This is a genomic window from Streptomyces sp. NBC_01092, assembly GCF_045039535.1.
Taxonomy (GTDB): Bacteria; Actinomycetota; Actinomycetes; order Streptomycetales; family Streptomycetaceae; genus Streptomyces.
Genome location: NZ_CP108659.1, coordinates 9,554,186 through 9,575,744, shown reverse-complemented (window position 1 = coordinate 9,575,744; position 21,559 = coordinate 9,554,186). Strand labels below are relative to the sequence as shown.

Genomic DNA, 21,559 nt, shown 5'->3' with positions numbered 1-21,559 from the left:
AGAAGCACGCCATGAGCATCACCGACCAGTCCGCCGCCCCCGTCGGCACCGCCCCCGTGGACCAGCCGTCGCCGCACCCCGGCGCGTCGGACATCGAAGGGTGGCTCACCGAGCGGGTGGCCTTCCTTCTGCGCCGGACCCCCGGGGAGATCGACCCGGACACCCCGCTCGCCGACTACGGCATCGACTCGGTCGCGGCGATCAGCATCTGCGGCGAGATCGAGGCGCACGTCCGGCTCGCGGTCTCCCCCACCATCGCCTACGACTTCCCGACCGTCCACGCGATCAGTGAGCATCTCGCCGAGCGCCTGGCCTCCGGTGACCCGTCATGACCGAGCGCGAACCGATCGCCGTCGTCGGCCTGGACTGCCGCTTCCCCGGCGCCCGCGACGCCCGGGAATACTGGTCGCTCCTCATGGACGGACGCGACGGCACCGACCGGGTTCCCAGCCAGCGCTGGGACGCCGACCGCTACCACGCCGCCTCGTCGACCGCGCCGCAGAGCGCCTCCGAAGCCCGGCCGCCGGGCCGCAGCAACACCGTGCGCGGCGGGTTCATCCAGGACCCCGACGCGTTCGACCCGGACTTCTTCGGGATCTCTCCGCGGGAGGCCGCCGCCATGGACCCGCAGCAGCGGCTGCTGCTGCAGTGCTCGTGGCGGGCCATCGAGGACGCAGCCGTCGCCCCGCAGGACCTGGCCGGCACCGACACCGGTGTGTTCGTCGGGGTGATGGCCAACGAGTGGGCGTATCTCCAGCTCGCCGACTACGACAGGATCACCGCCCGGTACGGCTCCGGCAACGGCTACTTCATGGGCGCGAACCGGGTCTCGTACCACCTCGACCTCAAGGGCCCCAGTCTGGCCGTGGACACCGCCTGCTCCTCCTCGCTCTTCGCCGTTCACCTCGCGATGGGCTCACTGCGCTCCGGTGAGTGCGACTACGCGCTGGCGGCCGGGACCAACCTGATCATGACGCCGGTCATCAACATCTTCTACACCCAGGCCGGCCTCTCGGCGCCCGACGGTCGCTGCAAGCCGTTCAGCGCCTCGGCCGACGGCATCGGACGGTCCGAGGGCGTGGCGGTGCTGATGCTGCGCAGGCTCAGCGACGCCCTGGCGGACCGTCAGCCGGTGTACGCCGTGCTCAAGGAAACCGGGATCAACCAGGACGGGCGCAGCAACGGCATCACCGCGCCCAACCGCTGGGCGCAGCAACGGCTGATCGAGTCCGTCTGGCAGCGGGCCGGCGTCACCGCCGACGACATCCGGTTCGTCGAGGCGCACGGCACCGGCACCCTGCTGGGCGACTTCATCGAGGCGCAGGCGCTCGGCGAGCTGACCAGCGGCCGCAGCGGCGGCAGCGTCGGACTGGGCTCGGTCAAGAGCAACTTCGGGCACGCCGAGGGAGCGGCCGGGATCGCCGGGCTGATCAAGGCCGTGCTGGCGCTCCACCACCGCACGGTGCCGCCCAGCCGGTTCGCGGCCGACGCGAACCCCAGGCTGGACCTGCCCGGGCGCCGGCTCTCCCTGCTCAAGGCGCCGCTCAGGCTGCCGTCCGGCACCGTGCACGCCGCGGTCAGCAGCTTCGGTATGGGCGGCAGCAACGCCCACGCGGTGCTCGCCTCCGCCCCCCGAGCGGTGCACCGCGGCCGCGACCGGGCGCCCGGAGTGTTCACGGTCTCCGCCCGCTCCCCCGAGCGGCTGCGCGCCAATCTGCTGGCGCAGTCCGACGCCCTGTCCCGCCGCTCGGAGAACCAACTGGCGCAGCTGTGCTGGACCAGCAATCGCGTCAAGTCCCGCCTGCCGTACCGGGCGGCCGTCGCCGCCGCCGATCTGCCCACGCTGGCCGCCGAGTTGCGCAAGGCAGCGGAGCACGCCGAGGAGGCCGCCCGGGTGGACGGCGGGCGGCGCGCGGCGACGTCGGTGGCGTTCGCCTTCACCGGGCAGGGCGCCCAGCACCCCCGTATGGCCGCGTCCTGGTACCGGTCGTGGCCCGCCTACGCACGGCACTTCGACGAGATCGACAAAGTGCTCGCCCCGCACACCGGACGGTCGGTGCGCGACCTGGTCCTCGACGGCGATCCGGAGGTCCACCGGACGCGCTGGGCCCAGCCGGCGCTGTTCGCCGTGGGGTACGCGATGGCCGCCGCCCTCGTCGAGTGCGGGATCGCGCCGTCGTACGTCCTCGGGCACAGCATCGGCGAGTTCGCCGCCGCCTGCCTGGCCGGTGCGCTGGACGTGGCGGACGCCGCCCGGCTGGTCGCCCGGCGCGGGGCGCTGATGGAGGCGCTGCCCGGGAACGGCGGGATGCTCGCGGTGAGCCAGGGTGCCGCGGAGGTCGAGCCGCTGCTGGTGGGGCGGGAGCGGCTCGGCCTGGCCGCCGTCAACGGACCGCGCAGCACGGTGGTCGCCGGCGACCTCGGTGAACTGGCCGCGCTCCAAGCCGAGTTGGCCGAGCGCGAAGTGGCCACCCGGCGGCTCACCGTCTCCCACGCCTTCCACTCACCGCTCATGGAGTCCGTCGTCGAGGAGTTCCGCCGGGAATGCGCGGGCGTGCCCGACCGGCGGCCGACGCTCTCGCTCTTCTCGACCGTGCACGGCCGTGAGCTGACCGGCGGGGAAACCCTGGACGCCGGCTACTGGGCACGGCAGATCACCGCGCCGGTGCGGTTCGCCGATGCCGCGAGCGCGCTGCTGGCCGCGGGCGTGACCCACGTGGTGGAGATCGGCCCGCATGCGGTGCTCACCCCGCTGCTGGCCCGGCTGAAGTCGGACGCCGGTCACCCGGTGAGCCTGCACGCCGCCCACCCGGGCCAGCACGCCCCGGACCACCGGCCCCAGCAGCTGTTCGGTGAGCTGTGGTGCGCCGGGCTCGCGCCGAAATGGGACGCGCTGTACGCCGAGGCCGACCGGGTGCCCCGCCGACTGCCGCCGTACGTGTTCGACGACTCGTTCCGCGCCTGGCGCACCGGCACCGCCCCGGGCCTCCCGGAACTGTCCGCGCCCTCCGTCCCTCCTGGCGCGGACACCGCGGTCCGTAGGGGTGCGGACCGCGGGGAATCGTGCCCGCCGGCCCCGGCGGGTGACCTGCCGGACACTCTCGCCGTCCTGACACGCCAACTGGTGTGCCGGGTCGGCGGGCACGACCCCGAGCGCGTGCACGACCACGACCGGCTGCAGGAGGACCTGGGTTTCGACTCGATCCGGGTGATGGAGCTCAAGGCCCGGATCGAGGACGCGCTCCCGCGACTCGGCACGCTCCCGATCGAGGACCTGCTGGCCGGCCTGCGCACCGTGGGTGACCTGGTCGGATTCCTGCGCGAGAGGCACGTCGCCGACGGCGCCGCGGCTCCTGTACCCACAACCCCGGAAGGAACCCGCTGATGACCCCACCCACCGTCCATCTGGCCTCGGTCGGCACCTGTCTGCCCGGTGACCCCGTGGACAACGCGACCCTGGCCAAACTCGTCGGCGTCGACGAGACCTGGGCCGAGATGTTCATCGGCAACGCGACCCGGCACTTCACCGTCGACCTTCCGACCGGTGAGGTACGGCACACGCTGGCCGACATCGCCGCGACCGCCGCCGACCGGGCGCTGACCCAGGCCGGTCTGGAGCCGTACGACATCGACTGCGTCGTCATGGGCACGGCCACGCCGGACCAGCTGATGCCCGCCACGGTGAACCTGGTGGCGGACCGGCTCGGCATCGACAACGTCCCCACCTATCAGCTGCAGTCCGGCTGCGCCGGCGCCGTGCAGGCCCTCGACGTGGCCCGCACCATGCTGCTCGCCGAGCGCTGCGGCACGGTACTGGTGATCGGCGGCGACGTGTGCGCCAAGCACCTGGAAACGGACTTCGCCCCGGGGTCGCGCACATCGGCCGAGCTGGTCAACTACGTGCTCTTCGGCGACGGCGCCGGCGCGGCCGTGCTCAGCAACGAGGCGCTCGGGCACCGCGTCGTGATCCGCCAGGTGCTCAACCGGCTGGTGGGACTGGGCCGGGAGCCGGGCCAGGTCATCGACTGGTTCGGGCTCGGCGACCGGCACACCGACCGCACCGCCGTCTTCGAGGACTACAAGGCGATCGAGGAGGCGGTGCCCGCGCTGGCCCAGCAGACGTTCTGGGAACTCATGGAGGACGTGGGCTGGGGCACGCACGAGCTGGACTTCCTGCTGCCCCCGCAGCTGTCCGGCCGGATGAGCGACCGCATCTCCGACGGCATGCCCGCCCCGGACGCCCGCCGCGTCAACGTGGTGCGCCACGTCGGCAACAACGGCAACGCGCTGCCGTTCCTCCAGCTGGAGGAGCTGCTGCGGCAGTGGGACGGCCCCGGGCGCGCCCTCGCCGTCGCCATCGAGTCCAGCAAGTGGATCAAGTCCGGTGTCGCGCTGGAGCGTTCATGACGGCGACCAGGAACCGCAGCACACCGGACCCGGCGGCCACCTGGCACGACCCCGAGGCGTTGAGCGCGCTGCGCGCCCTTCACCGCGCGGGCAGGCTCCCGGCGGAGTACGGCTCGGTACGGTCCCTGCTGTCGCGCATGCCGGCGGCCGACCTCCCGGCCGCAGGCCAGCTGCTGGCCCGGCTCGATCCCAAGGAGGTGTGCCGCCACGCGGAGGTGCCGGTGGTCACCGTCACCGTCACCGGCCACTCGACCGTGGCTGGGTTGGTGGCTCCCCTCACCGCCGAACTGGCCCGGCACGGGCTGCTGCTGGAGGCGAAGGTCTCGCCGTACGGCGCCTACCTCCCGGATCTGATGCGCCCGGCCACGGCCGACGAGGAACAGCCACAGCTCACGCTCTGCCTGCTCGACGCGCACACCGTCTTCGACGACGTCACGGTGCCGTGGCGAGCCGAGGACGTGGAGGCCGCCGCACGGGCCAGGCTCTCGCTCCTGACCGGCGCCGTGCGCACCCACCAGCAGGCCGGCCGGGGCCTGCTCGTTCTGAACACCGTGCCGCTGCACCGCCGTTACACCCACCAGCTGGTCGACCTGCGCTCGCGGGCCCGGCTCGGCGCGGTGTGGCGGGAGTTCAACAGCGGGCTGCTGTCCCTGGCCGAGCAGTACCCGGGCGTGGTCACCGTGGATCTCGATCCGCTGGTCGCCGAGGGTGTACCGGCGTGCGAGCCGCGCACCGCGCAGTACGCCCGGGCCCGGATCTCCGACGCGCTGCTGGCCGCCTACGCCCGGGAGACCGCCCACGTCGTACGCGCCCGCCTCGGCCGCACCCGCAAGTGCCTGGTGCTGGACCTGGACGGCACGCTGTGGGGCGGGGTGCTCGGCGAGGCCGGGCCCGGTGGCATCGAGCTCGGCGCGGGGCTGCGCGGTGAGGCCTTCCAGGAGTTCCAGCGGACGGTGCGACAGCTCGGCGCGCAGGGCGTGCTGCTCGCGGTCAGCAGCAAGAACGACACCGAGCTGGTCCGCTCCACGCTGCGCACCCACCCGGGCATGCTGCTGCGCGAGGACGACTTCGTCCGCGTCAACGCCAACTGGAAGGCCAAGCACGACAATCTCCGCGACATCGCGGACAGGCTCGGGCTCGGCCTGGACAGCTTCGTCTTCGTCGACGACAGCACCTTCGAGTGCGGGCTGGTCGGCGAGCAGCTGCCCGAGGTCGCCGTGGTCCGGGTCGACGAGGAGCCCGCGCTGCATCCCGCGGCGCTGCTGGCCGACGGCTGGTTCGACCTGTTCGAGCTGACCGAGGCCGACCTGGAGCGGGCCGGCCGCTACCGCACCGAGACGCTGCGGCAGGAGTTCCGTGAGGACGTCGGCTCCTACGAGGACTATCTCGACGGGCTCGGCCTGGAGGTCGACCTGCGGCCGCCGGACGAGTCCGAGATCGCCCGGGTCTCCCAGCTCACGCTGCGCACCAACCAGTTCCACCTGGCCACCGAACGTCTGCAGGCGGCCCAGGTGTCGGCGCAGGTGGACCGCCCGGGGCACCACGTGCTCGCCGTGCGCGCACGCGACCGGTTCGGCGACCACGGCCTGGTCGGCGCGCTGTTCCTGCGGCGTGAGGGAGAGGTGCTGCGCATCGACAACTTCGTCCTGAGCTGCCGGGTGTTCTCCCGGGGCATCGAGAGCGCCTGTGTGGCGGCGGTGCTGCGGTTCGCCCGGGACACCGGAGCGAGCAACGTGACGGGCCGCTATCTTCCCTCGCCCCGCAACGCGGCCTTTGCCTCCTTCTACGCCGGCCACGGCTTCGCCCCGGTCGGCACCGACCCGGACGATCCCGAGGCCGTCTTCTTCCGGCACGACCTGACCGACCTCGCCCCCGCCCCCGCCCATCTGCGGCTGCACGCCGCGTTCGGGCCGTTCGACGGAGACCCGACATGACCACCGCCCTCTCCGACATCGCGGAGTTCCGCCTGCTCCTGGAGGAGGAACTCGGCCTGCACGTCCGGGCCGACGACCTCGATCGCCCGCTGGACGACTTCCCCGAGTGGGACTCGGTGCTGCTGCTCAGGCTCGTGACCGTCGTGGAGGACGTCGTCGATCGGCGCGTCCCGGTGGCCGACGTGCTCCAGGCACGCACGTTCCGCCAGATGTACCAGGTGGTGGCGGGCCCGTGACCATCCCCCGACCCGACGCCGCGCCCGACGTCCCCGACGCCTGCGTGCACTTCCACGCCTTGTTCCTCGACACCCAGCTCGACGTGTTCCTCTCCCCTGGCCTCGGCAGGCGGGTGCGAGCCGGTCTCGCCCGCCTCGTCACCGGCCGCGGGAACGGCCGGGCGGCCGACGGTACGCCCGATGCCCCGGAACGGATCCCGGAAGAGAAGGGAGCGGCCCGATGATTCCCCTCGCGGAGCTGCGGAGGTTCGCCCTCCCCCACGCGCACGCCCAGGGCATCCCCGCGGATGTCATCCACCGGGTGATGCGGACCCTCAGCACGGACGTCAAGGACGAGGACCCCGGTGCCTGGGTGCACGAGTGGTCGTCGCTCGGCGTGGCGGCCGAGGCACGCGGCCGCGACCTGGACGCCGTCCGCTGCTACGCGATGGCCCGCTTCCCCTACGTCGACGGGCCGTTCCGGCAGGCGGCGCAGAGCGCCTGCGTCGAGGCCTTCGACCGCTGGCGCAAACGCGTCCGCGGCATCTCCCGGCTCGATCTGCCGTACGGGGAGAACGGCTTCGCCTGCTGGGCCGCCGGCCTGTCCACCCGGAACAGGCTCCCGCTCATCATCGTCCTGGGCGGCATCACCGGCACCAAGGAGCAGTGGGCCCCGGTGCTCGCCGGAGCCGACCGGCTCGGCGCGGCCGTCGTGGTCACGGAACTGCCCGGCGTCGGCGAGAACACCCTCACCTACGGAACGGACAGCACCCACATGCTCACCTACCTCCTCGACCTGCTCGGCCGCGCCGCCGACGCCTCCCGCACCTGTGTCGTGGGCCTGAGCTTCGGCGGGCATCTCGCGCTGCGCCAGGCCCTGGAGGACGACCGCATCCGGGGGCTGGCCACCGTCGGGGCGCCGGTACGCGAGTTCTTCGTCCGCGCCGCGGACCACACACCGCTGCCGCACCTGGTGAACCTGACCCTCTCCCACGTCATGCGCACACCGGTGGACCTGCTTCCGGCCGCCCTGGCGGACTGGGTGCTGGACGAGGAGCGGCTCACCCGGCTGCGCACGCCGGTCGCCTACGCGGCGAGCCGCGACGACGAGATCGCGCCCCCCTCGGACGTCGAGCTGCTGGAGCGGACCGTGCCGCACCTGCGGCTGGTGGAGAACGATGTCCTCGGCGGCCGGCCCGACCGGGCGGCCGAGACCCGGCTGTGGCTGCTGTCGCAGGCGCTGCGTATGACCGGCACGGCGGGTACCGTACGCCGGGCCGCCTCGGCCCGCGCCCGCGTCCTGCGCGCCCGCCACCGCCTCGCCCGTACGTCAGCCGGGGACCCCGCATGACGACGAGTGCCCCGGCCTCCTGCCTGAGCCGGGCGCCCCGTCCGGACGCCCGGCTGCGGCTGTTCTGCTTTCACCACGCCGGCGGCGGGGCCTCGTTCTTCAGTTCGTGGGCCCGGCGCGTGCCGTCGGACGTCGACGTCCTGCCGGTGCAGCTGCCGGGCCGCGAGGCGCGCTACCGCGAGCCGCGGTACCAGGACGCCGGGGAGGTGGTCGCGGCCCTCGGGCGCGACCTCGCTCCCTGGCTCGATGAGGGACCGTGGGCCGCGTACGGGCACAGCATGGGCGCCCTGCTGTCCTTCGCGCTGGCGGCGGCCCGGCTGCGCGCCGGCGGCCGCGGTCCCGAGGCGCTGTTCCTGGGGGCTTACGCGGCCCCGCACCGTACGCCCACGCTGCCGCCGCCCGACCGGTACCAGGACGGTGAACTTGCCCGCCTGCTCGTGGACTTCGGCGGGCTGGACCCGCGGTTCCTGGGGCGGGAGGACTGGCTGCGGGTGCTGCTGCCGATCCTCCGCGACGACCTGCGGATCTGCGCGAGCCACCAGCGGGCGGGGCTGCCGGACCCGGACGACGAGCGGGCCCGGCTGCCGCTGACCGTCGAGGGGTTCGCCGGCACCGACGACCCGCTCGTCGACCCGGCCGGGGTGCGGGCCTGGGGGCAGTATGTGCGCCGCTTCCGCCTGACTCCGGTCCCCGGCGGCCACTTCTTCCCGCGTGAGGCGCCCGACGCGTTCTTCGACCGGCTCAACCGTTCGCTGGCCCGGCTTCTCGCGGAGCAGGGGGCACCACCCGCGGCACCCGGCTGATCCGCCGCCGGATGTCCTCGGCGTTCTTCTCGTACAGCGTGTGCTGCTCCTGGATGCCGGGCATGACCCACAGCGGCCGCGCCGAGGCGTCGGCGAACGCGAGGCCGTGGTCGTCGGGCCGCAGTCCGGTCAGGGTGAGCTCGAACGGCTCCAGGTAGTCGATGTCGCCGGCCACGGTGAGCCGGAACGGCCGGTCGTGGCCCGGATAGATCAGATCGGACACCGTCAGGACCCGCTCGATGCTGTGGGCGGCCTGGTCGGCGTCCCAGAACACCAGGGGGTTGCGCCTGGTGCGGGCGACGTACGCGAAGTGCAGGGCGTCACCGGTGATGGCGGCGCGGCCGTGCTCGGTCTGCACGATCACGCCGATGCTGCCGGGCGAGTGGCCGGGCAGGCCGATGACGCCGACCCCCGGGATGATCTCCTCCCCGTCCGTGACCTCGCGGACGGGGAGCTGTTCCAACAGCAGCCCCGTCCAGGCGGGCGTGGCCCAGTCGTTGGCGTGCGGGAGGTGCGCGTACCGGCGTTCGTCGGGGTGCAGGACGAGGGTGGCCCGTGGGAAGAGGTCGATGTTCTGGACGTGGTCCCAGTGGGCGTGGGTGAGGACGACGGTGTCGATGTCCGCGGCGGTGAGGCCGTGTCGGGCGAGCGCGTCCCGGAGGAAGGGGCGGCGGCCGACGTGGGCGGCGTCGACGATGATGTTCCTCTCCCGTCCGGCCGCGTCCGGACCGCGGACCAGGAACACCCCGCAGAAGGCGGGATAGCCCTGGTCCGTGTCGATGGCGAAGCCGGGCAGGAGGATGTCGATCGTCGGCATGGAACTCCCTTGTGTGGTGGGCGTGTTGGAGCTGTGGATGTCTCGTCCGCATGCATGAGTGCCGGGGCGGGTCGCCCGCCTGCACGGGTCCTGCCTTCACTGCTCGTGCAGGGCGGCACGGATCGCGTCGAGGCAGGCCGGGTTGACGAGCGTGGACAGGTCACCGGGTGCCTCGCCGGTGACGAGACCGCGGACGAGTCGCCGCATCACCTTGCCGTTGCGGGTCCGGGGCAGCTCCGGCACGGCGACCACCCGAGCGGGGCGGAACGCGGCGCCGAGCGAACCGGCCACCCGCTCACGGATCCGCTCGGCCTCCGTCTCGCCCAGCGACCGGCCGTCGGCCGGGACCGCGAAGCACCACAGGGCCTCCCCCTTGACGGGGTGCGGGATGCCGACCGCGGCCGCCTCGGCGACAGCCGGATCGCCGACGACGGCGTCCTCGACCTCGGTGGGCCCGAGCCGTTTGCCTGCCAGCTTGATGACATCGTCGAGCCGCCCGTGGACGAACCACTCGTCGCCGGTGCGGGAGACGAGGTCGCCGTGGGACCAACGGCCCGGCCTGCGGACGAAGTAGGTCTGGGCGAAGCGTTCGCGCGCCCGCCACAGCCCCCGGGTCATGCCCGGCCAAGAGCGCTTGACGACCAGCTCGCCGAGCTGCCCCTCGGGCGGCTGCGCGCCGGAGTCGTCCTCGACGACCGCGGCGATGCCCAGGCAGGGGCCCGCGAACCCGCACGGCGACTGGGGCAGGGTGGGCGCGGAGGCGAGCAGGGACCCGCCGACCTCGGTGCCGCCGCAGATATTGATCACCGGGCAGCGTTTGCCGCCGAACTCGGCGAAGTACCAACGCCAGGCGTCCTCGGTCCACGGCTCCCCGGTCGAGCCGAGCACCCGTAGCCGGGAGGGCACGACCGGGTCGCGCGGCTCACGGCCCATCAGCATGCGGGACAGACTGGGCGAACTGCCGAAGACGGTGACCTCGTGGTCGTCGAGCAGGCGCCACAGGCGGGTGACGTCCGGGTGGTCGATCGCGCCCTCGTACGCCAGGACGCAGGCGCCTGCGAGAGTGCCGCCCACGGCGATGAGCGGGAACATGACCCAGCCGGGGTCGGTCACCCAGAAGACCACGTCGTCCGGCCGCAGGTCGAGGTTGTACCGGGTCTCGCTGCCCACCTGTGCCGGGAAGCCGCCGTGGGTGTGGACCGCCCCTTTCGGGCGGCCGGTGGTGCCGGAGGTGTGCAGCAGGAGGAAGGGGGCAGTGACGGGCACCGAGACGACCGGGACGGGGTCGGGGGCGGCCAGTCGGTGCCAGTCCGTGGTCGCGAGCCCGACGCGTTCGTGGCCGCCGGTCCCTGAAGGCGCCGTTCGTCCCTTCGAGGAGTGCCGTGGCGCGCTCGGCTCCCGGACGACGACGAGATGGCGTACGCACGTGGCGCTCTCCAGTGACGTGCGGGCCACCGCCTCCATGTCCTGTCGACGCCCCCGCCGGACGGCGCTCGCGGCGGTCACCAGGACCCGGACGCCGGCATCGACGAGCCGGACGGCGATGGCCTCGGCGCCGAACCCCGAGAACAGCGGCACCAGTACGGCACCGATGCGCGCGCAGGCGAAGAGCAGGACGAACGCCTCGGGACCGGGGGGCAGGTAGCCGGCCACGCGGTCCCCGGACACGACACCGAGCTCGCGCAGCCCGCCCGCCACCCGGGCGCTGTACGCGGCCGCTTCGCCGTAGGTCAGCACCCCGTGCGTGCCGTCCTCCCGCTCCCAGCGCAGTGCGGGAGCCTGCCCGCTCCCCTGCCGCACCCGGCGCTCCAGGCAGGAGTCCACGAGGTTGGTGTACGCGCCCGGGAACCAGCGCGTGAACGCGATGCCTCCGGAGTCGTCGCAGACGCGCAGCGGCGGCTGGTGCCAGACGATGCCGATGTCCTGCACAGCCCGCTCCCAGAACCACTCGGGGTCGGCCGCGGACCTGGCCTGGAGCGTGCGGTAGCCGCCGTCGACTCCGTGCCTGCGGCAGAACGCCGTGATGTTGCTCCGCTCGGTGAACTCCTGCGTCGGATACCAGGCGTACGCGCTCATCGGGCCGCGCTCGGATTCTCGATCAGTGCGGCGATGCCCTGGCCGCCGCCGATGCACAGGGCGACCACGGCCAGCCGGCCGCCGGTGCGGCGCAGTTCGTGCGCCGCCTTGAGCAGCAGGACGCATCCGGTGGCGCCGATGGGATGGCCCAGGGCGATCGCCCCACCGTTCGGGTTGACCCGGTCCGGTTCGAGCTTGAGGTGGTCCATGACGGCCAGGACCTGGGCTGCGAACGCCTCGTTGAGTTCGATCACGTCGATCTCGTCCAGGGTGAGGTCGTTGCGGCGCAGCAGGGTGCGGATCGTCTCCGCGGGGGCGACGCCCATGATCTCCGGCTCCAGCGCCGTGACGGCGGCGTCACGCAGTCGGCACAGCGGTGTGGTGCCGGAGTCGACGTCGGCCGCGCGCATCAGGAGCACGGCGGCGCCGCCGTCGTTGATACCGGCGGAGTTCCCGGCGGTGATCGTGCCGTTCTCCGCGAAGACGGGGCGCAGGCCCGCGAGTTTCTCCTCCGTCGTACCGGGCCGGGGGTGTTCGTCCCGCTCGACGATGCCGTGCGCGGTGGCCACGGGCACGATCTGGTCCTGGAACCGTCCCTCCTCCACAGCGATGGCGGCGCGCCGCTGGCTCTCGGCGGCCCATCGGTCCTGGCGCCGCCGAGAGATGCCGTACCGATCGGCCACCGCCTCGCCCGTCATGCCCATGGGGTAGTCCCCGAAGGGATCGGTGACCAGGGAGAGGGTGCCGTCGATGGTCGTTCCTTCGGTCAGCTCGTCAGGGGCCCGTTCGCCGTAGTCGAGCAGCGGCTGACGGGTCATCGACTCGTTGCCGCCCGCCACGACGACATCGGTCGCACCGAGGGTGAGGCTCTGCGCGGCCGACCAGACCGCCTGGAGACCTGATCCGCACAGCCGGTTGACGTTGTACGCGGTGGTCCGCACGGGCAGCCCGGCACGCAATGCCGCGCGCCGGGCGTTGAACGCGTCGGGGCCGACCAGGCCGACACAGCCCAGGACGACTTCGTCCACGGCGTCGGGTTCCAGTCCGCCGCGCAGGACCGCCTCCCGGATCACGACGGCACCCAGCCGGTGGGCGGGCACCGCGCTCAGTGCGCCTTTGTACCGGCCGATCGGGGTGCGGGCCCCGTGGACGACGGCGATGTCTACGGGCATCGGGCTCACTCCTTCGCTGAGGGCTCCGCATCCGTGCCGGACACGGGGGACGTCACGGGGCGTTCGGGCAGCAGGGCGAGGGCGTCCCGGTCCGGACGGATCAGGAACGCGGAGAGGACGGCACCGGTGATCAGCAGGCCGGCGGTCAGGTCGAAGGCCCGGCCGTAGCCGACGGACTCGGTGGGCGCGGCGTCGATGATCCGCCCGGTGACATAGGGGGCGAGCAGGCTGGAGAGGGCGGCGAGGGCGTAGGACACTCCCAGGGCCGCACTGCGTCGTCCGGGCGGGCAGATGTCCGCGATCGCCGCGTTGGTCAGCGGGGTCTGTCCGTTGCCGGCGGAGAACGCGAGGACGAGCAGCGGCAGCAGGACTGCGGGGCCGGCCCGGGTCGTCAGGAGCAGGCAGACGCCGGCGACGAGCGGAAGTGACGCGCCCACCAGCCCCTGCGCGACCCGGGCGCTCCCCCCTCGCCCCAGCAACCGGTGCGCGACGGCTCCCGCGGTGAGGACGAGGACGGCCATCGACAGGGCGGGCAGGCCGACGATCCCGCTTACCTCCGCGTCGCTGAACCCGGCCTGTTCCTCCAGGAACAGCGGGAGCCAGGCGAAGCCCAGGGCGAGCGTCCACATGACCGCGAACGCCGAGAACGTCGCCCCGAGCCAGGTGCCGGTGGTGACGACGCGCCAGAGCGGCACGGATGGCTGCTCCCCTGCCGCCCTGGACGGTTCGTCCTGTGCGGGGCCGAGGCGTGCGGTGTACGGGCCGCCGCCGCCGAGCCTGAGCCAGACGACGGCCCACACCGCGCCGGCGGCCCCGAGCAGGCCGAACGCGGCCCGCCAGCCGAGGCTGTTACTGACCAGGACGACCAGCGGGGCGGCCAGGACGGTGCCGCCGGCGGCACCCGCGACCACGACGGCCGAGGGCAGGGCGCGCCGCTTCTCCGGGAACCATGTGAAGGCCGTGTAGTTGGCCAGGGGGTACCCCGGCCCCTCACCCGCGCCGAGCACCACCCGGGTGGCGACGAGCGCTGCGAATCCTGTGGCGGGGAAGAGGATCGGCAGCTGGGCCGCTGCCCAGACCAGGGCGAGCACGGCGAGCAGGGGCCGGGGGCAGATGCGGTCGCCGAGGAAGCCGACGGAGACCGCCGAGAGGCTGAACAACAAGTAGAAGCTGCTGGCGATGGTGCCGAACTCGGTGGCCGTGAGATCGAGATCGTCCTTGATGGGGCCCGCGGTCAGACCGAGCACGGCCTTGTCGGCAGCATTGATCACGATGAACAGCGCGAGCAGGGTCAGTACGGTGCGACTGCGGCGCCGGGTGTCGTCCGCGGCGTCCGGCCGTGTGTCCGCGTCGACGGTCATGCCGGGGACAGCCGTTCGTCGAGCCAGTCGAACGCACGCTGGTGGAAGCGGAGCGCCGCACCTTCCTGGCAGTGTTCGCCGGCCCCTTCGGCGTCGGTGAACACCATCAGCTCCTTCGGGCAGCGCAGGGCGTCGTGCACGCGCCGGGCCTCACCGTGGCAGATCACGTCGTTCTCCGCGTCGAGGACCAGGGTCGGGCAGGTGACGTGCTCGACCGTGCCGTCGAGGTTGTACGGGGCGCAGGCGCGCAGCGCCTCGGGGGGCGTCTTGGCCCCGAAGACCCACATGCCGTGCCGCAGGAACCAGCGCACTCGCGTGCTCTGCACCATGCTGACGTCCAGCGCGGGCCCGGCCACGTCGTCGCGGCCCTCCGCCACCCACTCGGCGAGGTAGGGCGGGATGCCGCGGAGCGGGAGTTCGTAGAAGTCGTAGATCCCGTTGTGCAGGACGCACGCGGCGAGGCGGTCCTCGAACGCTGCCGCGCGGGCGGCCAGCAGCCCGCCGAAGCTGGTGCCCCACAACACGAGCCTCTCAGGGTCCACCTCCGGACGGGTCAGGGCGTGGTCGACCACAGGGCCGACCACGTGTTCCCAGTCCGGCCGGAAGACGAGTCCCCGCTCCCGGCGGACGGACTGCTGGCCGGGGCCTTCGAAGGCGAGCACGTGGTAGCCGCGGCGCAACGCGCCGCCCGCCACCATGAAGTACAGCTCCTCCAGGGTCGAGTCGTAGCCGCCGTGGTGGATCACGGTGGGCAGTCGGCGGGCCGCATCGCCGGCTCCGTCGGCGCGGAACAGGTATCCCGGCAGGGTGGTGTTCTCGTAAGGGATCTCCAGGCGCAGCGCGGGCACGTCGAAGAGTTCGGCCGCCCGTGCGAAGGTCTGCCGCGAGCACCGGGCGAGCCGGTCCGACTCGGCGTCCGCGTCGCGGTTGTCGACGCGGAAGAAGTCCGCGGTCCGGTAGTAGTTCGAGGCCCGCAGCAGGGCCTCGCGGGCGCTGACCCGGTGGCCTGAGGCGAGCACCTCGTCGCCGATGCGGTGGAGGCGTTCGGCGAGAGCGGTCCACTCCCGGTACCAGGCCTGCTCGTCGCCGTCCGGGATGTTCCGGCAGGTGACGAGGACCTCGCCGAGGTCCGCGCCGGCGTAGGCGGCGTGCCCGGCGGTGCGCAGAGCCTGGAAGGAGAACGCCACATCGTCGAAGAGGAACTTCATCGTGACCTCCTTTCCCGGACTTCTCCGGGGCGGAACGGAACGGACCCGTTCCGTCTCGCCGCGGAACGTACACCCGGCCTCGACGGAACGCAACCGTTCCGTTCGGTGTTAATGTCGCGCGGTGGACTCCACCAGCAGGAACACGTTCGACCGCAGGCCCAGCGGCTCGGCGGTGCTACGGGAATCCGTGACCGAGACGATCAGGCGGGCGGTCTTCGAGGAACTGGCCGAGACCGGATACGCCCGGATGTCCATGGAGGCCGTGACCCGCCGGGCCCGTGTCGGCAAGGCGGCCCTCTACCGCCGCTGGCCCGCCAAGGAGGTCATGGTGGTGGAGCTGGTCTCGGAGGCCGCCGCCGCACATCTGCCCGCGACGGCCGACTCCGGGTCGCTGCACGACGACGTCGAGCGCTTCATCCGGCACACCATGGCCGACCTGCGGCATCCCCTGGCCGGCCGGATCATCCCCGACCTGGTGGCCGAGTCGGCCCGCAACCCTTCCCTGCGCGACGCGCTGTACCAGGCGGTCCTTGGTCCCCGGCGCGCGGCTGTGGCGACGCTCCTGCGCCAGGCGGTGGACCGCGGCGAGTTGCCCGGCGACATCGACATGGGCTTGGCCGTCGACATTTTCGGAGCCCCGCTGTACTTCAGGATGCTCGCGGTCGGCGGCCCCACCGACGATGCCTACGTCACCCGCCTCACCCACGCCGTCCTCGCGGCGCTCGCCGCCACCCGCTGAACGCTCGTGCGCCGCGGCGTGCCCAGCCGCTGAACGTCGGCGTGCCGCGGCGTGCCCGACGCACTCCCGTGCGGCTCCGGACGCGGGCAGATCGTCGACTGATCGCTTGAGGCACGCCGAGTGCGGACTCGCCCACAGCCTCGTCGGCCCGTCCGCTCACGGGGAGCGGACGGGCCGACGAGGAGAGAAAACCGCACGTGCGTCATGAGCCCGGAGGGACTTCGCCCACCAGCGGCGGCTCAACACGCTCGGTGCAACGGTCACCCCTGTCCTGAGCGCACGGGACGCTCGCCATAGGTGACACGTTCACCTCTCACCGGTACAGCACGGGCCTGTCGACGAGTTCCACAGCGATCCGCCCGCCCTCCTCCAGCGCCCGTATGCCCGCCTCGCACACCGCGGCCACGGCGTAGCCGTCCCACGCGCTCGGGCCGACGACCTCGCCGCGCCGGGTGGCGTCCACCCAGGCCTGGACCTCACGGTCGTAGGCGTCGGCGAACCGCTCGATGTAGTCCTGCGCGATGATGCCGCCCCAGCGGCCGGCGGCGTTGGTGACCATGGCGTGGCCGTCGCCGACGCGGGCGGTGCCGCGTTCGCAGACGACCTCGGCCTGGACCTGGTAGCCGAAGCCGCAGTTGACGTAGATCTCGACGTCGACGATGGCCCCGCCGTCCGTCTCGAACACGACGAACTGGGGGTCGCGGATGCCGTCCGGCGCGTTGCCCGACGGCGTCGGGGCGAGCACGGTGACGGCCGTGATCTCGTGGCCGAGCAGCCAGCGGGTCACGTCCATCTCGTGCGTCACCGAGTCGTTGATGAGCATCTCGGACGTCCAGCCGGGCGGGCTGGCGACATTGCGGTGCCGGTTGTGCAGCATCAGCGGACGGCCCAGCTGGCCCGTCTCCAGGACGGCCTTGAGCTTCATGTACTCGGCGTCGTAGCGCCGCATGAAGCCCACCTGGACCCTGCGGTGCCCGAGCTTCTGCTCGGCCTCCAGCACCCGCAGCGCGGAGGCCGCGTCGGGCGTGAGCGGCTTCTCGCACAGCACCGGCAGATCGTGCTCGAAGGCCGCGAGAAGCGCCGCCTCGTGGGCGGGTCCCGGCGAGGCGATGATCACCGCGTCGACGTCGGCCGACGCCATCGCGGCGGCCGGGTCGGTATGGACGGTGCAGCCGTCGACACGGGCGGCCACCGATTTGGCGCGTTCCGCGTCGACGTCCACGACGGCGGTCACCCGTGCCCCGCTGGTGACCTCCTGAATGCGGCGCACATGGTCCGCGCCCATTTTTCCGGTACCGATGACTGCGACTGCGAGCGTGTGCGGACGCTGAGTCATGGCGATCGGCCGTCCTTTCGGGTCGTCAGGCGCCGCAGGACCTCAGGAACTTGCGGGTACGGACCGCGATGGGCAGCGGCTTGTCCGGCTCGCAGGGGTACATGTCCTGCTCGACGATCGCGAACAGGTCCACGTTCAGCTTCTGCGCGGCCGTGAGGACGGGACCCAACTCCGGTACGCCGGCCGGGGGTTCGCACATCACGCCGCGCTGGACGGCGGGGCCGAACGGGATCTCGTTCTTCACCACGTCCGCGAGGATCTCGGGGTCCACCTGCTTGAGGTGCAGATAGCCGATGCGCTCGCCGTAGGTCTCGATCAGCTTGACGCTGTCGCCGCCGCAGTAGGCGTAGTGACCGGTGTCCAGGCAGAGGTTGACCAGGTCGGAGTCGGTCGAATCGAGGAAGCGCTCGACGTGGGCCTCGGTGTCGATGTGGGTGTCGGCGTGCGGGTGCACGACGATGTCGAGGCCGAACTGCTCCCGCACCTCGTGCCCCAGCCGCTCCATGCCCTTGGTCAGGTGGGCCCACTGCTCACCGGTGAGCTCCGGCGGCTCCAGGATCTCGGCGGTCTTGTCGTCCCGCCAGAAGGACGGGATGACGACAAGGTGCTTCGCGCCCATGGCCTGGGTGAGCGCGGCGACCTCGCTGACGTGCTCCCAGGTGGACTCCCAGACGGAGGGGCCACGGTGCAGTCCGGTGAAGATCGTGCCCGCCGAGACCTTGAGGTTGCGCTTGTTGATCTCGTGGGTCAGGCGCGCCGGGTCGGTCGGCAGATAGCCGTACGGGCCCAGCTCGATCCAGTCGTAGCCGGCCTCGGCGACCTCGTCGAGGAAGCGTTCCCAGGGCACCTGGACAGGGTCGTCGGGGAACCAGACGCCCCAGGAGTCGGGGGCCGAGCCGACCCGGATGCGGTCCAGCAGGGGGGCCATGTCAGGACTTCCCTTCCGAGGATGCCACGGGTGCGGTGAGGTCTGCCGCCTCGGGCAGTTCTTCGACGTCGACTCCGCGGACCTGGGACAACTCGTGCTTGAGGGCGGCGAGTTCGGTGCCGCCGGCCATGTGGTTGGTGAGCTCTTCCAGGCTCACTTCGTCGCGGGAGGCGTTGAGTTCCATGGTGCCCAGGCGCAGGACGCTGAAGTGGTCGCCGACCATGTAGGCGTGGTGCGGGTTGTGGGTGATGAAGATGACGCCGAGGCCTCGGTCGCGGGCGGCGGCGATGTACTTCAGCACCACACCGGACTGCTTGACGCCGAGCGCGGCGGTCGGCTCGTCCAGGATCAGCACGCGGGCGCCGAAGTAGACGGCGCGGGCGATGGCCACGCACTGGCGCTGGCCGCCGGAGAGGGTGCCGATGGGCTGTTCGAGGTCGTCGAGGATGATGCCCATGTTGCGCAGTTCCTCGTCGGCGGTCTTCTTCATCTTGTCGATGTCGAGACGGCGCACGGGCCAGCGGCCCTTGGTCATCTCGGAGCCGAGGAAGAAGTTCCGCCACACCGGCATCAGCGGGACGACGGCGAGGTCCTGGTAGACCGTGGCGATGCCCTTGTCGAGGGCCTCGCGCGGGGTGGAGAACCGTACGGGTTGGCCGTCGACGAGGAACTCGCCCTCGGTGTGCTGGTGCAGACCCGAGATGATCTTGATGAGGGTGGACTTGCCCGCGCCGTTGTCGCCCAGCACGCAGGTGACCTGGCTGGGGAACACCTTCAGATCGACGCCGTGCAGGGCGCGGATGTTGCCGTACGACTTGCCCGCCGCTCGCAGTTCGACGACCGGGGCGTCCTTGTCGGGGGCCTTGTCTTCGAGGATGGCGCCGTGGGTGCCGGTTTCTTTGCTGGTCATTCGGGTCACCTCCGGGTCGCCGTGCGCTGGACCCACAGATTGATGAGGACGGCGCCGAGGAGCATCACGCCGAGGAACGCCTTGAACCAGTCGGGGTTCCAGCCGGCGTAGACGATGCCCTGCTGGACCATGCCGAACATGAAGGCACCGAAGACCGGGCCGATCGCGGAACCCGCACCACCGGTCAGCAGACAGCCGCCGATGACGGCCGCGGCGATGTAGATGAGCTCCTGGCCCACACCCTCGCCCGACTGCACGGTGTTGAACGAGAACAGCTGGTGCATACCGACGAACCAGGCGCCGAAGCCGACCAGCATGAACAGCGAGATCTTCGTGAACGTCACCGGCACACCGACCGCGCGGGCGGACTGCTGGTTGCCGCCGACCGCGAAGATCCAGTTGCCGTACTTCGTACGCAGCAGCACCCAGGTGGCGATGGCGGCGAAGACCAGCCACCACACGACGGTGATCTTCACGTTGACGCCGCCGATGTCGAAGGACGACGCGAAGACGGCCTTGGCCTGCTCGAAGCCGTCCATGTCGCTGATGTCGTCGGTCGCGACGTTGCCGGTGACCAGCTTGGTCACCGCCAGGTTCACACCCTGCAGGATCAGAAAGGTGCCCAGGGTGACGAGGAAGCTCGGCAGCCCGGTCTTGACCAGCAGCCACCCGTTGAACAGACCGACCGCGAGGGACACGATCAGGGCGACGATCACACCGACCCAGACGTTCATGGTCAGTTGGTAGCTGACCATGCTCGCGGTCAGGGCCGAGGTGATCACGGCGACACCGGCGGACAGGTCGAACTCGCCGCCGATCATCAGCAGCGCGACCGGCAGGGCCATGATCCCGATGGTCGACGACTGGTACAGGATGTTCGCCATCGAGCTGCCGTCACGCACGGCCGGAGCCGTGATGAGGAAGAAGACCAGCACCGCGACCGCACCGAGGAATACACCGACCTCGGGACGGGCGAGGAGGCGCAGCGCCAGAGGTCGCTGCCGGGTCCGCCCGTCGGATTCCTTGCCGGGGCCGGAGGCCGGCGGTGTGGTCACCGCCGGCTCAGCCTGTCGGGTCATGCTCATCACCGGGTGCCCTTCGAGGCGAACGCGTCGATCTTCTCGACGTTCGTCTTGTCGACGAAGGCCGGACCGGTCAGCACCGGGGCCTCGCCGCCGCCCATGTAGTTGCCGTTGTTCTTGTAGAGCCACAGGGAGTCGATCGCCAGGTAGCCCTGGAGGTAGGGCTGCTGGTCGACGGCGAACTCGATGTCGCCCTTGCTGATCGCTCCGGTCAGTTCCTTGTTCAGGTCGAAGGTCGCGACCTTCGCCTTGCTGCCCGCCTCGTCCACCGACTGGGCGGCCGTCAGCGCGAACGGGGCGCCGAGGGCGACGACGTAGTCGATGTCGCTGTCCTGCTTGAGCTTGGCGGTGATCGTGGACTTCACGGACGGCATGTCCGTGCCGTTGACGTTCAGGGTCTCGGTCGTGCCCTCGAACGTCTTCTTCACGCCGTCACAGCGCTGCGTGAGGCCGATGTTGCCCTGTTCCTGGATGACACAGACGGCCTTCTTGGCACCGGCCTCGTTCAGGCGCTTGCCGAGCGCCTCGCCGGCCACCGTCTCGTCCTGGCCGAAGAACTCCATCAGGCCGAGCTTCTGCCATTCGCTGACGCCGGAGTTGAGGCCGACGACCGGGATGCCGGCCTTGTTCGCCTTGCCGACGACATCCTTCAGGGCGTCCGGCTTGGCGAGGGTGATCGCGATGCCGTCGACCTTCTGGTCGATCGCGTTCTGGACCAGGTTGGCCTGGTTGCCCGCGTTCGGGTCGGCGGAGTAGATCAGCTCGATGTTGTCCTTGGCGGCGGCCGCCTCGGCGCCCTTGCGGACGATGTCCCAGAACGTGTCACCGGGCGACTGGTGGGTCACCAGGGCGACCTTCATCCGGGGAGTGTTGGCCTTGCCCGCGGAGGCGCCTTCCGCGCTCTCCTCGGATTCCTTGCCACCAGAGCTGCTGGAGCAGCCTGCGAGGGTCAACGCGGCCGCGGCGGCCATGGCCACCAAGGGGACCAGCTTGCGGGAGCGGGGGTAAGAGCGGTCCATCTTTCCAGCACCTCACTGTGCGACGGGTGTGCGACGGGGGAAAGGGTGGTGATCAGTGACGATCACTTGGATCCAGGCCCGGACCTGTGCGCTGTCCGGGCCGTTTGTGCCGTGGAACACGGCGGCTTCGCTGGGACGGGATCCAATCCCTAGATGCGCCCGCTGTCAATACTTTGTTAAGACATCATTTCACACTCAGGT

19 protein-coding genes are annotated in these 21,559 nt (G+C 71.6%); 9 read left to right on the top strand and 10 right to left on the bottom strand.

The window, feature by feature from the left end:
* Nucleotides 1-11: 11 nt before the first annotated feature.
* From OG254_RS43295 to OG254_RS43260, 8 genes are read left to right on the top strand one after another with little or no spacing between them, the layout of a single operon-like run.
* Nucleotides 12-332, top strand: coding sequence for an acyl carrier protein (locus OG254_RS43295; protein ID WP_405593234.1), 321 nt, complete (start codon nucleotides 12-14; stop codon nucleotides 330-332).
* Complete coding sequence (locus OG254_RS43290) at nucleotides 329-3,385, top strand: type I polyketide synthase (protein ID WP_405593233.1); 3,057 nt, start codon at nucleotides 329-331, stop codon at nucleotides 3,383-3,385. Before OG254_RS43295 ends, OG254_RS43290 begins: the two co-directional genes overlap by 4 nt.
* Entirely contained in the window at nucleotides 3,385-4,407 is a 1,023-nt protein-coding gene (locus OG254_RS43285) for a 3-oxoacyl-ACP synthase III family protein (protein WP_405593232.1), read from the top strand. The genes OG254_RS43290 and OG254_RS43285 overlap by 1 nt, the downstream gene beginning before the upstream one ends.
* A complete protein-coding gene (locus tag OG254_RS43280; protein ID WP_405593231.1) occupies nucleotides 4,404-6,341 on the top strand; it encodes an HAD-IIIC family phosphatase in 1,938 nt (645 codons plus the stop codon). Before OG254_RS43285 ends, OG254_RS43280 begins: the two co-directional genes overlap by 4 nt.
* Nucleotides 6,338-6,577, top strand: a complete 240-nt coding sequence (locus OG254_RS43275; RefSeq protein ID WP_405593230.1) for a phosphopantetheine-binding protein — start codon at nucleotides 6,338-6,340, stop codon at nucleotides 6,575-6,577. Before OG254_RS43280 ends, OG254_RS43275 begins: the two co-directional genes overlap by 4 nt.
* Nucleotides 6,574-6,801, top strand: a complete 228-nt coding sequence (locus OG254_RS43270; protein WP_405593229.1) for a hypothetical protein — start codon at nucleotides 6,574-6,576, stop codon at nucleotides 6,799-6,801. The genes OG254_RS43275 and OG254_RS43270 overlap by 4 nt, the downstream gene beginning before the upstream one ends.
* The gene (locus tag OG254_RS43265) at nucleotides 6,798-7,907 is read left to right on the top strand and encodes an alpha/beta fold hydrolase (RefSeq protein ID WP_405593228.1); all 1,110 of its coding nucleotides are present in this window, start codon (nucleotides 6,798-6,800) and stop codon (nucleotides 7,905-7,907) included. The genes OG254_RS43270 and OG254_RS43265 overlap by 4 nt, the downstream gene beginning before the upstream one ends.
* A complete protein-coding gene (locus tag OG254_RS43260; protein ID WP_405593227.1) occupies nucleotides 7,904-8,710 on the top strand; it encodes a thioesterase II family protein in 807 nt (268 codons plus the stop codon). Before OG254_RS43265 ends, OG254_RS43260 begins: the two co-directional genes overlap by 4 nt.
* Here the strand turns inward: OG254_RS43260 and OG254_RS43255 are convergent.
* The 5 genes from OG254_RS43255 to OG254_RS43235 form a co-directional block, all read right to left on the bottom strand.
* Nucleotides 8,649-9,527, bottom strand: coding sequence for an MBL fold metallo-hydrolase (locus OG254_RS43255; RefSeq protein WP_405593226.1), 879 nt, complete (start codon nucleotides 9,525-9,527; stop codon nucleotides 8,649-8,651). The genes OG254_RS43260 and OG254_RS43255 overlap by 62 nt on opposite strands.
* A gap of 96 nt (nucleotides 9,528-9,623) precedes the next feature.
* Nucleotides 9,624-11,603: an AMP-binding protein gene (locus tag OG254_RS43250; protein WP_405593225.1), complete on the bottom strand. Its 1,980-nt coding sequence runs from the start codon at nucleotides 11,601-11,603 to the stop codon at nucleotides 9,624-9,626.
* Nucleotides 11,600-12,775 carry a thiolase family protein gene (locus tag OG254_RS43245; RefSeq protein ID WP_405593224.1) on the bottom strand — a complete coding sequence of 392 codons (1,176 nt, stop codon included), beginning with the start codon at nucleotides 12,773-12,775 and terminating at the stop codon, nucleotides 11,600-11,602. The genes OG254_RS43250 and OG254_RS43245 overlap by 4 nt, the downstream gene beginning before the upstream one ends.
* Nucleotides 12,776-12,780: 5 nt before the next feature.
* Nucleotides 12,781-14,136 carry an MFS transporter gene (locus tag OG254_RS43240; RefSeq protein ID WP_405593223.1) on the bottom strand — a complete coding sequence of 452 codons (1,356 nt, stop codon included), beginning with the start codon at nucleotides 14,134-14,136 and terminating at the stop codon, nucleotides 12,781-12,783.
* Nucleotides 14,133-15,344 carry an alpha/beta hydrolase family protein gene (locus OG254_RS43235; RefSeq protein WP_405593222.1) on the bottom strand — a complete coding sequence of 404 codons (1,212 nt, stop codon included), beginning with the start codon at nucleotides 15,342-15,344 and terminating at the stop codon, nucleotides 14,133-14,135. The genes OG254_RS43240 and OG254_RS43235 overlap by 4 nt, the downstream gene beginning before the upstream one ends.
* Before the next feature lie 121 nt (nucleotides 15,345-15,465).
* Between OG254_RS43235 and OG254_RS43230 the strand changes: the two genes are divergently transcribed.
* Entirely contained in the window at nucleotides 15,466-16,083 is a 618-nt protein-coding gene (locus tag OG254_RS43230) for a TetR/AcrR family transcriptional regulator (protein ID WP_261989304.1), read from the top strand.
* Nucleotides 16,084-16,396: 313 nt separating this feature from the next.
* On the opposite strand, the gene OG254_RS43225 is transcribed toward OG254_RS43230, so the two are convergent.
* From OG254_RS43225 to OG254_RS43205, 5 genes are read right to left on the bottom strand one after another with little or no spacing between them, the layout of a single operon-like run.
* Nucleotides 16,397-17,419, bottom strand: a complete 1,023-nt coding sequence (locus OG254_RS43225; RefSeq protein WP_405593220.1) for a Gfo/Idh/MocA family protein — start codon at nucleotides 17,417-17,419, stop codon at nucleotides 16,397-16,399.
* A gap of 25 nt (nucleotides 17,420-17,444) precedes the next feature.
* Nucleotides 17,445-18,347 (bottom strand): sugar phosphate isomerase/epimerase family protein, encoded by a 903-nt coding sequence (locus tag OG254_RS43220; RefSeq protein WP_405593218.1) that lies wholly within the window; start codon nucleotides 18,345-18,347, stop codon nucleotides 17,445-17,447.
* Nucleotide 18,348: 1 nt separating this feature from the next.
* Nucleotides 18,349-19,257 carry an ATP-binding cassette domain-containing protein gene (locus OG254_RS43215; protein ID WP_405593216.1) on the bottom strand — a complete coding sequence of 303 codons (909 nt, stop codon included), beginning with the start codon at nucleotides 19,255-19,257 and terminating at the stop codon, nucleotides 18,349-18,351.
* Nucleotides 19,258-19,262: 5 nt separating this feature from the next.
* Complete coding sequence (locus OG254_RS43210) at nucleotides 19,263-20,342, bottom strand: ABC transporter permease (protein ID WP_405593214.1); 1,080 nt, start codon at nucleotides 20,340-20,342, stop codon at nucleotides 19,263-19,265.
* Complete coding sequence (locus OG254_RS43205; RefSeq protein WP_405593212.1) at nucleotides 20,342-21,358, bottom strand: sugar ABC transporter substrate-binding protein; 1,017 nt, start codon at nucleotides 21,356-21,358, stop codon at nucleotides 20,342-20,344. Before OG254_RS43205 ends, OG254_RS43210 begins: the two co-directional genes overlap by 1 nt.
* Nucleotides 21,359-21,559: the final 201 nt, after the last annotated feature.

Coding starts and splice junctions, on each gene's coding strand:
- OG254_RS43265 (WP_405593228.1), top strand. CDS start 6,798: ATGATTCCCCTCGCGGAGCTGCGGAGGTTCGCCCTCCCCCACGCGCAC.
- OG254_RS43210 (WP_405593214.1), bottom strand. CDS start 20,342: ATGAGCATGACCCGACAGGCTGAGCCGGCGGTGACCACACCGCCGGCC.
- OG254_RS43225 (WP_405593220.1), bottom strand. CDS start 17,419: ATGACTCAGCGTCCGCACACGCTCGCAGTCGCAGTCATCGGTACCGGA.
- OG254_RS43250 (WP_405593225.1), bottom strand. CDS start 11,603: ATGAGCGCGTACGCCTGGTATCCGACGCAGGAGTTCACCGAGCGGAGC.
- OG254_RS43240 (WP_405593223.1), bottom strand. CDS start 14,136: ATGACCGTCGACGCGGACACACGGCCGGACGCCGCGGACGACACCCGG.
- OG254_RS43215 (WP_405593216.1), bottom strand. CDS start 19,257: ATGACCAGCAAAGAAACCGGCACCCACGGCGCCATCCTCGAAGACAAG.
- OG254_RS43295 (WP_405593234.1), top strand. CDS start 12: ATGAGCATCACCGACCAGTCCGCCGCCCCCGTCGGCACCGCCCCCGTG.
- OG254_RS43255 (WP_405593226.1), bottom strand. CDS start 9,527: ATGCCGACGATCGACATCCTCCTGCCCGGCTTCGCCATCGACACGGAC.
- OG254_RS43245 (WP_405593224.1), bottom strand. CDS start 12,775: ATGCCCGTAGACATCGCCGTCGTCCACGGGGCCCGCACCCCGATCGGC.
- OG254_RS43285 (WP_405593232.1), top strand. CDS start 3,385: ATGACCCCACCCACCGTCCATCTGGCCTCGGTCGGCACCTGTCTGCCC.
- OG254_RS43220 (WP_405593218.1), bottom strand. CDS start 18,347: ATGGCCCCCCTGCTGGACCGCATCCGGGTCGGCTCGGCCCCCGACTCC.
- OG254_RS43275 (WP_405593230.1), top strand. CDS start 6,338: ATGACCACCGCCCTCTCCGACATCGCGGAGTTCCGCCTGCTCCTGGAG.
- OG254_RS43235 (WP_405593222.1), bottom strand. CDS start 15,344: ATGAAGTTCCTCTTCGACGATGTGGCGTTCTCCTTCCAGGCTCTGCGC.
- OG254_RS43280 (WP_405593231.1), top strand. CDS start 4,404: ATGACGGCGACCAGGAACCGCAGCACACCGGACCCGGCGGCCACCTGG.
- OG254_RS43205 (WP_405593212.1), bottom strand. CDS start 21,358: ATGGACCGCTCTTACCCCCGCTCCCGCAAGCTGGTCCCCTTGGTGGCC.
- OG254_RS43290 (WP_405593233.1), top strand. CDS start 329: ATGACCGAGCGCGAACCGATCGCCGTCGTCGGCCTGGACTGCCGCTTC.
- OG254_RS43260 (WP_405593227.1), top strand. CDS start 7,904: ATGACGACGAGTGCCCCGGCCTCCTGCCTGAGCCGGGCGCCCCGTCCG.